We start from the raw sequence: 17,649 nt of genomic DNA on the forward strand, positions 1-17,649 counted from the left end.
GCTCCATCCTGCGCTTTCCCCCTGAGCTCACCCCCATGAAGACCGCGGCCTCCTCCTCTTCCACGCTCGTGGACCTGCTCGACGAACGCGCGGCGTCCCACGGTGGGCGCACGCTCTTCTTCTTCGAGGAGGACATGGAGGAAGAGTCCTCCGTCCTGAGCTACGCCGGCTTGCAGCAGCGGGCGCGCCGCATCGCCGCGATGCTCCAGGAGGTCTCCGCTCCCGGCGAGCGCGCGGTGCTGCTCTACCCACCGGGAAACGAGTACGTCAGCGGCTTCTTCGGCTGTCTGGCGGCGGGCGTCGTCACCGTGCCTGCCTATCCGCCGGATCCGTCCCGCCTGGAGCGCACCCTGCCGCGCCTGCGGGCCATCATCCAGGACGCCCAGGCCACGGTGGTCCTCACCAACTCCTTCATCCTGTCCATGGCCGACGCGCTCTTCGAGCTGGCCCCGGACCTCAAGCACCTGCGCTGGGTGGCCACCGACGCGCTGCCCGAAGGCGGTGAGAGCGCCTGGCGCCGGCCCGAGCTGCACGCGGGCTCGCGGGCCTTCCTCCAGTACACCTCCGGCTCCACCGGCATGCCCAAGGGCGTGGAGCTCACCCACGCGAACCTGCTGCACAACCTGCGCCTCATCCACGACGCGTTCGGCATGCACGCCGGGAGCGCCGGGGTCATCTGGCTGCCGCCCTACCACGACATGGGGCTCATCGGCGGCATCCTGGGCACCGTCTACGGCGGCTTCAGCACCACGCTGATGTCGCCGCTGAGCTTCCTGCGCAAGCCCCTGCGCTGGCTGGAGGCGCTGTCGCGCACGCGGGGGACCATCAGCGGCGGTCCCAACTTCGCGTTCGACCTGTGCGTGCGCAAGACGACCGAAGCCGAGCGCGCGGCGCTCGACCTGAGCGCGTGGGACGTGGCGTTCTGCGGCGCGGAGCCCATCCGCCCGGAGACGCTGGAGCGCTTCGTCCAGGCCTTCGCGCCCAGCGGCTTCCGCCGTGAGGCCCTCTACCCATGCTACGGCCTGGCGGAGGGCTCCCTCATCGTCTCTGGCGTGCAGCGGGGGACCGTTCCGCTGCTGCGCGAGGTGGCTTCGCGGGAGCTGCGGCTCGGGCGGGCCCAGGTCCCCGAGGCGGGGGCGCCTGCGCAGACGCTCGTGGGCTGCGGGCAGACGCTCCAGGAGCAGGAGGTGCTCATCGTCGAGCCCCGGACCCACGCGCCGCGCGCGCCGGGCGAGGTGGGTGAAATCTGGGTGAAGGGCGCCAGCGTGGCCCAGGGCTACTGGCGCCAGCCGGAGCTGAGCGAGCGGACGTTCAACGCCCGCACGCACGACGGCGCGGGGCCCTTCCTGCGCACGGGCGACCAGGGGTTCCTCCAGGACGGACAGCTCTTCGTCGTGGGCCGGCTCAAGGACCTCATCATCGTCCGCGGCCGCAACCACCACCCGCAGGACATCGAGGTGACCGCGGAGCACGCCAGCGCCGCGCTGCGCCCCGGCTGCGGCGCCGCCTTCTCCGTGGAGCGCGACGGCGAGGAGCGGCTGGTGCTGGTGTACGAGCTGGACACGCGGCGGGCGCAGGAGCCGGTGGAGGACGTGGCGCGCGACATCGCCGGGCAGGTGGCCCAGGCGCATGAGCTGCGACTGGATCACCTGGTCCTCATCGAGCCGGGCAGCCTGCCCAAGACCTCCAGCGGCAAGGTCCAGCGGCATGCGTGCCGCGAGGGGTGGCTGAACCAGGACCTACGGATCGTGGCGTCGTGGCAGGCGTCGCCGGACGGCGTGGCGCTAGCGCTGGCGGACGTTCCCGCGCCCGCCGGATCCGAAGCGGTCCCGCGGAGCGTCGCGGAGCTGGAGCAGTGGCTGCGACAGAACCTGGCGCGGCGCCTGGGCGTGGATCCCGGTTCGTTGGATGTCCGCGAACCGCTGACCCGGTATGGGCTGGATTCGCTGGGCGCCGTCGAGCTGGCCCACACCGTGGAGAAGGGCCTGGGCGTGACATTGCCCATGGAGCTGTTGCTGAGCGGCCCGTCCGTGGCGGAGCTGGCGCTGCGGCTCTCCGCGCCCGTGGCCGCGGCGGCTGGACTTCCCCTGGGCCGCGTCTCGCGCGAACAGCCGCTGCCGCTGTCCTTCGCGCAGCAGCGGCTGTGGTTCCTGGATCGGCTCGACCCGGCCAGCCCGGCCTACAACCTCTGCGCGGCGGTGCGCCTGGATGGCGTGCTGGACGTGGCCGCGCTGGAGCGCGCCTTCAGCGAGGTGGTGCGCCGCCATGAGCCCTTGCGCACGACGTTCCACGCGGACGCGGAGGGCCACGCCCGCCAGCACATCCATCCGCCGGCGCCCCTGCGCCTCGCGCGGGTGGACGTGTCGTCGCTTGCGCCGGAGGTCCGTGCCCCCGAGGTCCAGCGGTTGGCGCGAGAGCTCTCGCGTCGTCCCTTCGACCTGTCGACCGGGCCCCTGCTGCATGTCACCCTGGCGCGCCTTTCGGACACCCAGCACGTCCTGGTGCTGTGCATGCACCACATCGTCTCCGACGGCTGGTCCATGGGCGTCCTGGTGCGCGAGGTGGGCGCCCTGTACGAAGCGTTCCGCCAGGGCCAGCCGTCGCCGCTGCCGGAGCTGGCCGTGCAGTACGTCGACCACGCCGCGTGGCAGCGGGATCAGCTCCAGGGCGAGGCCATGGCCCGTCAGCTGGAGTGGTGGCGGGGGCAGCTCTCCGGAGCGCCCCCGCACCTGGACCTGCCCACGGACGCGCCTCGGCCCCTGGTCCAGCACTTCGACGGCGGCAGCCAGCCGGTCCACCTTCCCCTCGAGGTCTGGGAGCCGCTCAAGGTCTTGGCCCGGAGCGGGGACGCCACGCCGTTCATGGTGCTCCTGGCGGCCTTCCAGGTGCTGCTGCACCGCTACAGCGGTCAGGACGACCTCTGCGTCGGCTCGCCCATCTCCGGCCGCTCGAAGGGGGAGACGGAGGGGCTGATCGGCTTCTTCGTCAATCCGTTGGTGCTGCGCTCCCGGCGCTCCGAGGGACGCACCTTCCGGCAGCTGCTGGCCCGGGTCCGGGAGACGACGCTGGAGGCCTTTGCCCACCAGGACGTCCCCTTCGAGGCGCTGGTGGACGCGCTGCGTCCGGTGCGTGAACTGGGGCGCAGCCCGCTCTTCCAGGCCCAGCTCGTGATGCAGCCGGATCCGCTGCCGCGGCTGTCGTTGCCCGGGCTGACGCTGGAGCGCCTGCCGCTGGAGAACCCGGCGGCGAAGTTCGACCTCTCGCTGGCGCTCACCGAGACGGCGCACGGCCTGAGCGGCAGCCTGGAGTACGCGACCGCGCTGTTCACGCCCGCCACGGCGGCGCGCATGGTGGAGCACCTGCTCACGCTCCTCCAGGCGGCCGTCTCCGCGCCGGACACCCTCGTGGAAGCGCTTCCGCTTGGTGACGCCGCCGAGCGGCAGCGGCTGCTGAGGGACTGGGCCACCACTGCGTCGCCGTTCGCGCCGCGCGCGTCCGTGCTGTCCCTGTTCGAGGAGCAGGCCACCCTGCGCCCCCAGGCTCTCGCGGTGACCTGCGAGGAGGAGTCGCTGACGTACGCGCGGCTCGACGCGCGCGCCAACCAGCTCGCGTGGCACCTGCGGTCCCTGGGCGTGGGAGCCGACTCGTGCGTCGCCCTGTGCCTGGAGCGGTCCGTCGATCTGATCGTCGCGCTGCTCGGCGTCTGGAAGGCCGGCGCGGGCTACGTGCCGGTGGATCCGGAGCTGCCCGCCTCCCGGCGGGAGACGATGGTGCGCGCGGTGAACGCCGCCGCGATCATCACCCACGCGCTCCCGGACGGGACCGGTGCGCCCGCCATGGCCCCCATCGTGGCGCTGGACACCCAGGCCGCGCTGCTGGCGGGCCTGCCCACGACGCGGCCTGCCTCGGCGCTGGAGTCACAGCACCTCGCGTACGTGCTCTTCACCTCCGGCTCCACGGGGCATCCCAAGGGCGTCGCCGTCACCCAGGGGCACCTGCTCAACTACGTCCAGGCCGCCACGCAACGGCTGGAGCTGGAGGCGTGCGCCAGCTTCGCCCTGGTCTCCACGTTCTCCGCCGACCTGGGCAACACGGTGCTCTTCCCCGCCCTGTGCACGGGCGGGCTGCTGCACGTGATCACCCGCGAGCGCGCGAGCCAGCCCGCGGACTTCGCCGCATATCTCCAGCGACACCCCGTGGACTGCATGAAGATCGTGCCGTCGCACCTGGCCGCGCTGATGACCGCGCCGGAGCCCCGGTGGGTCCTGCCGCGCAAGCGGCTGGTGCTGGGAGGCGAAGGAGCGTCGTGGCAGCTGCTGGAGTCCGTGCATGCGCTGGCGCCGGACTGCGAGGTCTTCAACCACTACGGTCCCACGGAGACGACGGTGGGCGTGCTGGCCGGACGCGTGGGGCTCCCGCCCGAGCAGCCGCTGCCCGCCAGCGTCCCCCTGGGCCGACCGATGGCGAACACGCGGGTCTACGTGCTGGACGCGGCCCTGGGGCTCGCGCCGCAGGGAGTGCCTGGAGAGCTGTACGTGGGCGGCGAGCAGGTCACTCGCGGCTACGTCGGACAGCCGGGGCTCACGGCGGAGCGCTACCTTCCGGATCCCTTCAGCCCCGAAGCAGGCGCGCGGATGTACCGCACGGGCGACCGGGTGCGGTGGCTCGCGGACGGGCAGCTCGCGTTCCTGGGCCGCGTCGACTTCCAGGTGAAGCTGCGCGGCTTCCGCATCGAGCTGGGCGAAGTGGAGAAGGCGCTGGAGCAGTCCCCAGGAGTGCGGCAGGCGGTGGTGGTGCTGCGCGAGGACTCGCCAGGGGTGAAGCGGCTGGTGGCCTACGTCGTCCCGCAGGTGGAGGCCTCCGCGCTGCGCGCGCACCTTCAGGCGAAGCTGCCCGAGTACATGGTGCCCTCCGCCTTCGTCGTGCTGGAGGCCCTGCCCCTCAACGCCAACGGCAAGCTCGACCGCCACGCCCTGCCGCCGCCCGAGGCCTCCGCCCAGGCCTCCTTCGTCGCGCCGCGCACGCCCGTCGAGTCCCAGCTGGCCCAAATCTGGGCCCAGGTGCTGGGCCTGCCCCGCGTCAGCGTCCACGACAACTTCTTCGAGCTGGGTGGCGACTCCATCATCAGCCTCCAGGTCGTCGCTCGAGCCCGCCTCGTCGGCCTCTCGCTGGCCACCCGCGACCTCTTCCAGCACCAGACGCTGGAGGCCCTCGCCCTCGTCGCCCGCGCTTCTTCCGACGCCGTCTCTACCGAGCAGGGCCCCGTTACCGGCCCCACGGCGCTGACGCCCATCCAGCACCACCTGCTGCACCACGACGCCGCGCACGCCCACCACTTCAACCAGGCCCTGCTGCTCGCCAGCCGCCAGCCCTTGCAGCCCGCGCACCTGGAAGCCGCCCTGCGCCGGCTGCTCTCCCACCACGACGCCCTGCGCCTGCGCTTCTCGCGCGACGCCTCCGACGCCTGGGCCTCGCACAGCGTGCCTCCCGAGGAGGTCGACTTCTTCCTCACCCAGGTGGACCTCTCCTCACTGCCCGCCTCCGAGCAGCCCCGCGCCCTGGAGGCCGAGGCTTCACGCCTCCAGGCCTCCTTCGTCCTCTCCCAGCCTCCACTGCTGCGCGCCTGCCTCTTCCACCTGGGTGAGGGTGCTCAGCGCCTGCTGCTGGTGGCGCACCACCTCGTCGTCGACGCCGTCTCCTGGCGCGTCCTCGTCGAGGACTTGGAGGCCTGCTACGCGGCCCTGCTGGAGGGCCGCACCCCGGCGCTGCCGCCCAAGTCCTCCTCCTTCCAGACGTGGGCGCGTCGCCTGGAGGCCCACGCCGCTTCCGCCGCCTTCGCTCGCGAAGCCTCTATCTGGCACGAGGCCCTGGGCACCACTCCGGCCCCGCTGCCCACCGACGCCTCCGGCCCCAACACCCACGCCTCCGAGCGCCGCCACTCCCTGGCCTTCGACGCACAGGAGACGCGTCTACTGTTGCAGGAGGTCCCCACCGCCTGGCGTGCCTCCATCGACGAGGTGCTACTGACGGCGCTCTACCTCGCGCTGCGTGAGTGGACGGGCCAAACCCTCGCCCGCGTCCACCTGGAAGGCCACGGCCGCGAAGCCCTCTTCGCAGACGTGGACCTCTCTCGCACCGTGGGCTGGTTCACCTCGCTGGTGCCCCTGCAAGTCGAGCTGCCCGCCCAGGGCTCCACGGGGGACGCGCTCCGCACCGTGCGCGACGCGCGCCGCCGCCTGCCCCACCATGGCATCGGCTTCGGTCTGCTGCGCTGGCTGGCGCCGCACGCCACCGCCACGTCCCTGCGCGACATGCCCCTGCCCGAGGTGACCTTCAACTACCTGGGCCAGTTCGACGCGGACCTCGCGTCCAGCCGCTTCTTCTCGCTGACGTCCGAGCCGCTGGGGCCGGTGGCCTCGCCCTCCGGCACGCGGCTGCGCCAGCTGGAGATCATCGGCTCGGTGATGGGCGGCCGGTTGCAGCTGACCTTCGGATACAGCGCGCACCGTCACCACGAGTCCACCATCGCGACGCTGGCCTCGCGCTTCCAGCATCACGTGCGCGCCCTCGTCGCCGAGCGCCACTCCGACGACGCCCGCCGCTTCTCTCCCGGTGACTTCCCCCTCGCCCCGCTCTCCCAGCCGGCGCTGGACACGTTGCTGCGCCAGGCGCCGGGCCGCGTCGAGGACGTCTACCCGCTGTCGCCCACCCAGCAGGGCATGCTCTTCCATGCGCTGGTGTCTCCCGGGTCGGACGTCTACCTGCTGCAGAACTCCTGGGCGGTCCACTCCGCGCTCGATCTGGAAGCCCTGTCGCGCGCGTGGCACGCGACCCTCCAGCGGCACCCCGCGCTGCGCGCCTCCTTCCACTGGAAGCAGCTGGATGCCCCGATGCAGCTCGTCCACGCCCAGGTGCCCAACACCTTCGAGGCGTTGGACTGGCGCGCGGCCTCCCCGGCGGAACAGGAAGCACGCCTGGCGCAGGTCATCTCCGACGAGCGGCGCGCGGGCTTCGACTTCACGCGCGCTCCGCTCCTCCGCCTGCGGGCCTTCCGCCTCCAGGACGCCGTCTGGCGCCTGCTCTTCAGCCATCACCACCTGATGATGGACGGCTGGAGCCTGGGCCTGGTGCTGCGAGAGGTGTTCGCGCTCTACGACGTCTTCCGCTCGGGCCAGGCCCCCGCGCTGCCCACGCCGCCCCCCTTCCGCGACTACCTGGGCTGGCTGCGGCAGCGCGACACGTCCGGCGACGAGTCCTTCTGGCGCGGCTATCTGGCAGGCTTCCGCGTCCCCACGCCGCTGCCGGGTGACACTCACACCGGGCCCGCGCCAGGCGCGCACGCCAGCCACCCGCTCCTGGAGAAGCACCTCACGCCCGAAGCCAGCGCCACCCTCCAGGGCTTCGCGCGCCAGCACCAGCTCACCCTCAACACCGTGGCCCTGGCGACCTGGGCCCTGGTGCTCGCGAGCTACAGCGGCGAGGAGGACGTCGTCTTCGGCACCACCCTCTCCGGCCGCCCGCCAGAGCTGGCCGGCTCCGAGGCCATGGTGGGCATGTTCATCAACACGCTGCCCTTGCGCGTGCGCCTGCCCGCCCCGGGCGCGGCGCTGCTGCCCTGGCTGAAGGCCCTTCAGGAGCAGGTGGCGGAGGCGCGCCAGTACGAGTTCTCCCCCCTCGTCCAGGTCCAGGCCTGGAGCGACCTGCCGCGCGGCACCCCGCTCTTCGACTCGCTGCTCGTCGTGGAGAACTACCCCATCGACGAATCGCTGCGGCAGCGCTCCCTCAGCCTGGACGTGCGCGACCACCACTCCGTCGAGCGCTCCAACTACCCGCTGGGCCTGGGCATCATCCCAGGGGCCCAGGTGCGGCTGCTGCTGTTCCACGACGCGCCCCGCTTCCCGCACGAGGCCATGGTGCGGCTGCTCGAACACTGGCGAATCCTGCTGGAGGCGGTGGCGTCGCGGCCCCAGGGCCGCCTGGGCGACCTGTCGCTGCTGTCCGACGCCGAGCGCCGCCAGGTCCTGGTGGAATGGAACCCCGCTGCGCCCACGGACGGGGCCTCATCCCCGGTCCACCGCCTCTTCGAGGCCCGCGTGGCCCGCGCGCCGGACGCTCCCGCGCTGGAGCACGGTGAAGAGCGGCTGACGTACGCGGAGCTCAACGCCCGCGCCAACCAGCTCGCGCGCCACCTGCGCCGGCTGGGCGTGGGCCCGGAGCTGCGCGTCGCCCTGTTCCTGGAGCGCTCCGTCGACCTCGTCGTCGCCATGCTGGCCACCCTCAAGGCGGGCGGCGCGTGGCTCGCGCTGGATCCGGCGCTGCCCTCCGAACGCCTGACCTTCATCGCCGAGGACGCGAGCGCCCCGGTCCTCGTCACCCACTCGGCGCTGGAGCACCTCATCGACCGGCGCGGCTACGTGCTGCAGGTGGATGAGCATGCGGACCGCATCGAGCGCGAGGCCGAAGGCAACCTGGACGACGCGTGGGAGGACGCCTCCCGGCTGGCCTACGTCATCTACACGTCGGGCTCCACCGGCCGTCCCAAGGGCACGCTGCTGACCCACGGCGGCCTGTGCAACACCGCCGTCGGCGCGGGCCGGGCGCATGGCTACCGCGAGGACAGCCGGGTGTTGCAGTTCGCCAACGCCAGCTTCGATGCCTCCGTCTGCGAGGTCTTCGCCACGCTGCTGTCCGGGGCCTGTCTGGTGCTGGCGAACGCGGACGACCTGCTGCCCGTGGAGCCGCTGCGCACGCTGCTGGTGGACCGCGCCATCTCCGCGGTGACGCTCACGCCCACGGTGCTCGCGCAGTTGGAGCCCCGCGACCTGCCCGGGCTCCAGACCGTCATTTCCGCGGGCGAGGCGCTGTCTCCGGAGGTGGCGCGACGCTGGAGCGAAGGCCGCACGCTGCTCAACGCCTACGGCCCCACCGAGGCCACCATCTGCGCCACCATCAGCGGCCCCGTGCAGCCGGAGCGCCCGAGCATCGGCCGTCCCCTGCCGGGCGCGCAGGTGTACGTGCTGGACGCGCGCCTGGCGCCGGTGGCCCCCGGCATGGCGGGGGAGCTGTACGTGGGCGGCCTGGGCGTCGCCCGCGGCTACCTGGGCCGGCCGGACCTCACCGCCGAGCGCTTCGTCCCGAACCCCTTCGAGTCCCATGCCGGAGCGCGGCTGTACCGCACCGGCGACCGGGCGCGGTGGCGCGCGGACGGCGAGCTGGAGTACCTGGGCCGCGTCGACTTCCAGGTGAAGCTGCGCGGCTTCCGCATCGAGCTGGGCGAGGTGGAGTCCGCGCTGCGCGCCGCGCCGGGCGTGCGGGACGCGGTGGTGGTGCCGCGCGAGGACACGCCGGGGGACAAGCGGCTGGTGGCCTACGTCGTTGCCACGCCGGAGTCGCGCGTGGAGCCCCGCGCGTTGCGCGACCTGCTGGCGTCGCGGCTGCCGGACTACATGGTGCCCGCGGCCTACGTCGCGCTGGACGCCCTGCCCCTGTCCACCAGCGGCAAGGTGGACCGTGCGGCCCTGCCCGTACCGGACGGCACGGGGGCCGCGACGGCCGAGTACCTGGCGCCGCGCACCGCGATCCAGCAGGGCGTGGCCGCCATCTGGCGCGAGGTGCTGGGCGTGGAGCAGGTGGGGCTCCAGGACGAGTTCATGGCGCTGGGGGGCCACTCGCTGCTGGCCACCCAGGTCATCTCCCGCGTCCGCGCCGCGTTCGGCGTCGAGCTGCCGCTGCGCGCCCTCTTCGAGAGCGCCTCCCTGGAGGAGCTGTCCCAGCGCGTGGAAGCGGCCACGCGCGACGTGACCCTCTTGAAGCTGCCGCCCCTGCGACGCGCGCCGAGGGATCAGCCGCTGCCGCTGTCCTTCTCCCAGCAGCGGCTGTGGTTCCTGGAGCAGTTGGAGCCGGGGCTCGCCACGTACCACATGCCCGCGGCCATCCGCGTGACGGGGCCGCTGGACACGGACGCCTTCGAGCGAGGGCTCGCGGAGATCATCCGCCGCCACGACGTGCTGCGCACCACCCTGCACGCCGCGGGTGGCGAGGCCTTCCAGGTCGTCTCCGACCGGACGGACTGGCGCCTGCCGCGCGTGGACCTGTCCGGGCTCGCCGGGGAGCAGCGCGAGGCGGAGGTCCGACGCATGGCGCTGGCGGAGGCGACGAAGCCCTTCGACCTGACCCGGGGCCCGCTCTTGCGGCTGAGCCTGCTCAAGCTGGCGGAGGGGGAGCACCAGTTGGTCGTGGTGATGCACCACATCATCGCGGACGGCTGGTCCATCACCGTGCTCATCCAGGAGCTGAGCGCGCTGTACGCCACCTTCGTCCAGGGCCAGCCCTCGCCCCTGCCGGAGCTGGCGGTGCAGTACGCCGACTACGCGGTGTGGCAGCGCGAGTGGCTGCGCGAGGAGGAGCTGGAGCGCCAGCTGTCCTACTGGCGCCAGCAGCTCGCGGGCGCGCCGCCCGTGCTGGAGTTGGCCACCGACCGGCCGCGTCCCTCCGTGCAGACGTTCCGCGGCGCGGCGTTCCCCGTGCACATCCCCCGGGAGCTGACGGCGGCCCTGAAGGCCCTGGCCCAGCGCGAAGGCCTCACGCCGTTCATGCTGGTGCTCGCCACGTTCCAGGTGCTGCTGTCGCGGTACTCGGGCCAGCAGGACATCAGCGTCGGTTCGCCCACGGCCGGCCGCCGCCTGGCGGAGCTGGAGCCGCTGGTCGGCTTCTTCGTCAACAACCTGGTCCTGCGCACCCGGCTGGACGGGGATCCGTCCTTCCGTGAAGTGCTCCGCCGGGTCTGGGAGACGACGCTGGGGGCCTACGCCCACCAGGACATCCCCTTCGAGAAGCTGGTGGAGGAGCTGCAGCCCCGCCGCGACCTGCGCCACAGCCCGCTCTTCCAGGTGTGGTTCGTCCTGGACAAGCCCCGGCTGGCGGACTTCACCACCGGCGGCCTGACGCTGAGCACCGTGGAGACCGACGCCGGCGTGTCGCGCTTCGACCTGGCCCTCTTCCTCTCGGACGCGGAGGACGGGCTGACCGGAACGCTCGACTACAACACCGACCTGTTCGACGCCTCCACCATGGCTCGCATGGCGGAGCACCTGCGGGTGCTGATGGAGGGGATCGTCCGCGCGCCGGACACGCGGCTGTCCCAGCTCCCGCTGCTGCCGGAGCACGAGCGCCAGCGACTGTGGACGAACGCGCGTCCCGCCGCACGCACGCTGCCGGAAGTTCCCCTCGTCCATCGCCTCTTCGAGGCCCAGGTGGCGCGCACCCCGGAGGCCGTGGCGCTGCAACACGGCACGGACGCGCTCACCTACGGCGAGTTGAACGCCCGCGCCAACCAGCTCGCGCGCCACCTGCGCCGCGTGGGCGTGGGACCGGAGCTCCTCGTCGCCGTCTGCCTGGAGGAGCCACGCGAGTTCATCATCGCGGTGCTCGCCGTCCTCAAGGCGGGAGGCGCGTGGCTGCCTCTGGATCCGACGCTGCCCTCCGAGCGCCTGGCCTTCATCACCTCGGATGCGTGGGCTCCGGTCCTCGTCACCGACTCGTCGCTGGAATACCTGATCGACCGGCGCGGCTACGTGTTGCTGGTGGACGAGCACGCGGACCGCATCGAACGCGAGGCGGAGGCCAACCTGGAGGGGACCTCGGATCCGTCCCACCTCGCCTATGTCATCTACACGTCGGGCTCCACCGGCCGCCCCAAGGGCACGCTGCTGACCCACGGCGGCCTGTGCAACACGGCGCTGCAGACGCGCGATTTCATGGACCTGGGGCCGGAGCGCCGGCTGCTCCAGTTCTTCTCAACGTCGTTCGATGCCTCCGTGTCGGAGATCTTCCCCGCGCTGCTGTCGGGCGCGACGCTGGTGCTGGCCTCGCGCGAGGAGAAGATGCCGGGCGCGCCCCTCATGGAGCTGGTGCGCCAGCAGGCCGTCACCACGCTGAAGGTCACGCCCACGGTGCTCGCGCAGCTGGATCCGGAACGGCTGTCGAGCGTGCGCACGCTCGTCGTCGCGGGAGAGGCGTGCACACCGGAGCTGGTGGAGCGCTTCGCCCCGGGCCGCCGCTTCGTGAACGCCTACGGCCCCACCGAGGCCACCGTCTGCGCCACCGTGAACACGGCGGTGCGGGCGCAACCCCTCACCCTGGGCCGACCCTTCCACAACGTGGAGGCGTACGTGCTGGACGGCCGGGGCGGGCTGGTGCCCGTCGGCGTTCCCGGCGAGCTGTACCTGGGCGGCGTGGGCCTCGCGCGCGGCTACCTGGGCCGTCCGGAGCTCACCGCCGAGCGCTTCGTCCCGCACCCCTTCGCCACGGATCCGGGAGCGCGGCTCTATCGCACGGGCGACCGAGCGCGGTGGCTGCCCGACGGCGAGCTGGAGTCCCTGGGCCGCGTCGACTTCCAGGTGAAGCTGCGCGGCTTCCGCATCGAGCTGGGCGAAGTGGAGTCCGTCCTCTCCCAGTCGCGATCCGTGCGTGACGCAGTGGTGGTGCTGCGCGAGGACTCGCCAGGAGTGAAGCGGCTGGTGGCCTACGTCGTCCCGCACGAAGGCCAGGAGGTGGAGGTCTCCGCCCTGCGCGCGCACCTTCAGGCGAAGCTGCCCGAGTACATGGTGCCCTCCGCCTTCGTCGTGCTGGAGGCCCTGCCCTTCAACGCCAACGGCAAGCTCGACCGCCGCGCCCTGCCGCCTCCCGAGGCCTCCGCCTCCGCCCAGACCTCCTTCGTCGCGCCGCGCACGCCCGTCGAATCCCAGCTGGCCCACATCTGGGCCCAGGTGCTGGGCCTGCCCCGCGTCGGCGTCCACGACAACTTCTTCGAGCTGGGCGGCGACTCCATCATCAGCCTCCAGGTCGTCGCCCGCGCTCGCCTCGTCGGCCTCTCGCTGGCCACCCGCGAGCTCTTCCAGCACCAGACGCTCGAAGCCCTCGCCCTCGTCGCCCGCGCCTCTTCCGACGCCGTCTCCACCGAGCAAGGCCCCGTCACCGGCCCCACGGCGCTGACGCCCATCCAGCACCACCTGCTGCACCACGACGCCGCGCACGCGCACCACTTCAACCAGGCGCTGCTGCTCGCCAGCCGTCAGCCCTTGCAGCCAGCGCACCTGGAAGCCGCCCTGCGCCGGCTGCTCTCCCACCACGACGCCCTGCGCCTGCGCTTCTCGGCCGACCCCTCTGGCGCCTGGGCCTCGCACGGTGTGCCTCCCGAGGAGGTCGACTTCTTCCTCACCCAGGTGGACCTCTCTTCGCTGCCCGCCTCCGAGCAGGCCCGCGCCCTGGAGGCCGAGGCTTCGCGTCTCCAGGCCTCCTTCGTCCTCTCCCAGCCGCCCCTGCTGCGCGCCTGCCTCTTCCACCTGGGCCAGGGCGCTCAGCGCCTGTTGCTGGTGGCCCACCACCTCGTCGTCGACGCCGTCTCCTGGCGCGTCCTCATCGAGGATTTGGAGGCCTGCTACGCCGCCCTGCTGGAGGGCCGCACTCCGCAACTGCCGCCCAAGTCCTCCTCCTTCCAGACGTGGGCGCGCCGCCTGGAGGCTCACGCCGCCTCTCAGGCCTTCGCTCGCGAAGCCTCCCTCTGGCACGAGGCCCTGGGCACCGCTCCGGCCCCGCTGCCCACCGATGCCTCCGGCCCCAATACACACGCCTCCGAGCGCCGCCTTGCCCTGGCCTTCGACGCACAGGAGACGCGCCTGCTGTTGCAGGAAGTCCCCACCGCCTGGCGTGCCTCCATCGACGAGGTGCTGCTGACGGCGCTCTACCTCGCGCTGCGCGAGTGGACGGGCCAGGCCCTCGCCCGCGTCCACCTGGAAGGCCACGGCCGCGAAGCCCTCTTCGCCGACGTGGACGTCTCCCGCACCGTGGGCTGGTTCACCTCGCTGGTGCCCCTGCAAGTCGAGCTGCCCGCCCATGGCTCCGCAGGCGACGCGCTTCGCACCGTGCGCGACGCGCGCCGCCGCATGCCCCACCATGGCATCGGCTTCGGCCTGCTGCGCTGGCTGGCACCGCACGACACCGCCGCGTCACTGCGAGACACGCCCGTGCCCGAGGTGGCTTTCAACTACCTGGGCCAGCTGGATGCCTCCGTCACGGCCAGCCGCTTCTTCTCGCTGGCTTCGGAAGCCATCGGACCCAACCTCGCTCCTGGTGGCACTCGCCTGCACGCACTGGAGCTCAACGGCTCGGTGATGGGCGGCCGGTTGCAGCTGACCTTCAGCTACAGCGCGCACCGTCACGACGAGTCCACCATCGCGACGCTGGCCTCGCGCTTCCAGCACCACCTGCGTGCCCTCGTCGATCAGCGCCACTCCAGCGACGCCCGCCGCTTCTCCCCCGGTGACTTCCCCCTCGCCTCGCTCTCCCAGCCGGCCCTGGACGCCCTGCTTCGTCGCACCGGCCCGGACATCGAGGACGTCTACCCGTTGTCGCCCACCCAGCAGGGCATGCTCTTCCACGCGCGGCTGTCGCCCGACTCCGCCGTGTACTTCGAGCAGCTGTCCTGGACCGTCGCCTCGCCCCTGGATCTGACGGCCTTCCTGGAGGCGTGGCGCGCCTGCATCCGGCTGCACCCCATCCTCCGCTCGTCGTTCCACTGGGAGGGTCTGGAGTCCCCTCTCCAGGTCGTCCACGCCGACGTAGCGCTTCCTTTCGAGGAGCTGGACTGGCGCGGCCTCTCCACCGCCGAGCAGCAGGCCCGCTTCGAACAGCTCCTCCGCGAGGACAAGCGCCGAGGCCTGGACCTGCGCCGCGCGCCGCTCATCCGCCTCACCGCCGTCCAACTGGGCGAGGCGTCCGTCCGCTTCCTCTGGAGCCACCACCACTTGCTGGTGGACGGCTGGAGCCTGGGACTGTTGATCAAGGAGGTCTTCTCCCTCTACGACCTGCTCCGCTCCGGCGCGAAGCCGGAGCACGCCTCGCGTCCCGCCTTCCGCGAGTACATCGCCTGGCTCTCCCAGCGCGACGACTCCACGGACGAAGCCTGGTGGCGCACGTACCTGAAGGGTTTCACGTCGCCCACGCCCCTGCCCCTGGACACGCGGGCCTCCCGCCCCCAGGCAACAGCTCGCCAGCACACCTGGGAGCAGTCCCTGCCCGCGGAGGTCTCCACCTCGCTTCAGTCATTCGCGCGTGAGCACCAGCTCACCCTGCCCACGCTCGCCTTCGCGGCGTGGGCGCTCGTGCTCGCGCGCGCCAGCGGCTCGCGCGACGTCGTCTTCGGCAACACCGTCGCGGGCCGGCCTCCGGAGCTGCCCGGCGCCGAATCCATGGTGGGCGTCTTCATCAACACGTTGCCGGTCCGCGTGCGGCTGCCGTCCTCCACCTCGCAGGTGCTGCCCTGGCTCCGGGAGCTCCAGGCGCAGCACCTGGACCTGCGCCAGCACGAACACGCCGCCCTCGTCCAGGTGCAGACCTGGAGCGACGTCCCCCGGGGCACCCCGCTCTTCGAGTCCCTGCTCGTCTTCGAGAACTACCCCCTGGACGCCTCGCTGCTGGGGCCGGACGCCTCGGTGGTCCTGCGCGACATCCACGCCGTGGAGGCCACCCACTATCCGCTCACGCTGTCCGTCATGCCCGGAGGCTCCACGCGCCTGCGGGCCGTCTACGACGCGGCCCGCTTCGAGGACGCGGACCTCCAGCGGCTCATGTCCCACTGGAGCCAGGCGCTGGTTTCGTTGACCACCCACGCGCGGCTGGACGAGGTGTCGCTCCTGTCTGAGCAGGAGCGCCGGCAGGTGCTCGTGGACTTCAACGCGGACACGGCGGAGCGCGCCCCCGAGGCCTGCATCCACCACCTGTTCGAACAGCAGGCCCTGCTGCGCCCGGACGCCATCGCCGTCGAGTTCGGTGAGCAGCGGCTCACCTACCGCGAGCTCGACGCGCGCGCCAACCAGCTCGCGTGGGTGCTTCGCGCCCAGGGCGTGGGGCCTGACTCGCTCGTGGCCCTGTGTCTGGAGCGGTCGGTGGAGCTGATCCTCTCGCTGCTCGCCATCCTCAAGGCCGGTGGCGCGTACCTGCCGCTGGACGCCGCCTACCCGGCCCAGCGCCTGGCCCTCATGCTGGAAGACGCTCCGCCCAGGCTGCTGATCAGCTCGCGGGCGCTGCGCTCACGGCTCTCCGTGCCCGCGGAGCTGCCCAGCCTGCTCATCGAGGACCTGCGCCTGGAGGAGCAGCCCACCACGCCGCCGCGCGTGCCGCTCTCTCCGCGCAACCTCGCCTACGTCGACTTCACCTCCGGATCCACCGGCCGTCCCAAGGGCGTCGCCGTCGAACACGGCTCCGTGCCGCGCCTCTTCCACGGCAGCGCCTGCGCGAACTTCGGCCCGGAGGAGAGCTTCCTGCTCATCGCCCCCATCTCGTTCGACGCCTCCACGCTGGAGGTCTGGGGCCCGCTGCTCCACGGCGGACGCCTGGTCGTCTTCCCGCCGCGATCGCCGGGCGACCTGCGGCTGCTGCGCACGGTGCTGGAGCAGCACCGCGTCACCACGCTCCACCTCACCGCGGGCCTCTTCACCCAGGTGGTGGACCTGGAGCCGGACGCACTGCGCGGCGTGCGCCAGCTGCTCACGGGCGGCGACGTCGTGTCCGCGCCGCACGTCGAGCGCGTGCTGCGCACCCTGGGTCTCCCGGTCACCGCCTGCTACGGCCCCACCGAAGGCACCCTCTTCACCTCGTGCCACCGCATGACCCGCCCCGAGGACGTGGGCGGCGCCGTTCCCATCGGCCGCCCCATCCACGCCACCCAGGTGTACCTGCTGGACGACGCCCTCCGGCCCGTTCCGGTGGGCATGCCCGGGGAGCTCTTCATTGGCGGGGACGGACTCGCCCGGGGCTACCTGTCCCGGCCGGACCTCACCGCGGAGCGGTTCCTGCCCCACCCGTTCGCCACCCGGCCCGGCCAGCGCGTCTACCGCACGGGCGACCTGGCCCGGTGGACGGAGGCCGGCGTGCTCGAGTTCCTCGGCCGCGCCGACACCCAGGTGAAGGTGCGGGGCTACCGCATCGAGCTGCCGGAGGTGGAGAGCGCCCTGCTCGCGCACCCGCAGGTGCGCCAGGCCGTGGCGCTGGTGCGAGAGGACGTGCCCGGGGACAAGCGGCTCGTCGCCTATGCCGTGGCCCAGCCTGACCAGCGGCTGGACCCGGCCGCGCTGCGGACGTTCCTCCTGGAACGCCTGCCCGACTTCATGGTGCCGTCAAGCTTCGTCCCCCTGGACGTCCTGCCGCTCACCGCGAACGAAAAGGTGGACCGCAAGGCCCTGCCCGCGCCGGAGCAGGCCCTGACGCCCCGGCGCGCGTACGAAGCGCCCCGCACGGAGCTGGAGCAGCAGATCGCCACCTACTGCGCGGAGCTGCTGCGCGTGGAGCGCGTGGGCGTGCACGACAGCTTCTTCGAGCTGGGCGGACACTCCCTGCTGGCCACGCAGCTGGTGGCGCGCCTGCGTTCGGGCCTGGGGGTAGAGCTGCCCCTGCGCGACCTCTTCGAGGCACCCACCGTGGCGGGGCTGTCCCTCCACGTCCTGCGGCTCACGGCCCAGCAATCCCAGGAGGACCTGGCGGGGATGCTGGATCAATTCGAAACGATGAGCGAGTCGGAGCTGCAGGCGCTCCTGGACGCTGAAGACGAACCGCCCACCGGCACCTGAGACGCGCCGGTGGTGTTCCCCTTTC

1 protein-coding gene is annotated in these 17,649 nt (G+C 72.4%); it reads left to right on the top strand.

Annotation, left to right across the window (positions count from 1 at the left end):
* The first annotated feature begins 35 nt into the window (after positions 1-35).
* Entirely contained in the window at positions 36-17,624 is a 17,589-nt protein-coding gene (locus tag AABA78_RS17485; RefSeq protein WP_338264172.1) for a non-ribosomal peptide synthase/polyketide synthase, read from the top strand.
* Positions 17,625-17,649 lie beyond the last annotated feature (25 nt).

This window comes from Corallococcus caeni (genome assembly GCF_036245865.1).
Classification (GTDB): domain Bacteria; phylum Myxococcota; class Myxococcia; order Myxococcales; family Myxococcaceae; genus Corallococcus; species Corallococcus caeni.

Excerpts from the sequence above, each read along its gene's own strand:
- AABA78_RS17485 (WP_338264172.1), top strand. The coding sequence starts at position 36 with ATGAAGACCGCGGCCTCCTCCTCTTCCACGCTCGTGGACCTGCTCGAC.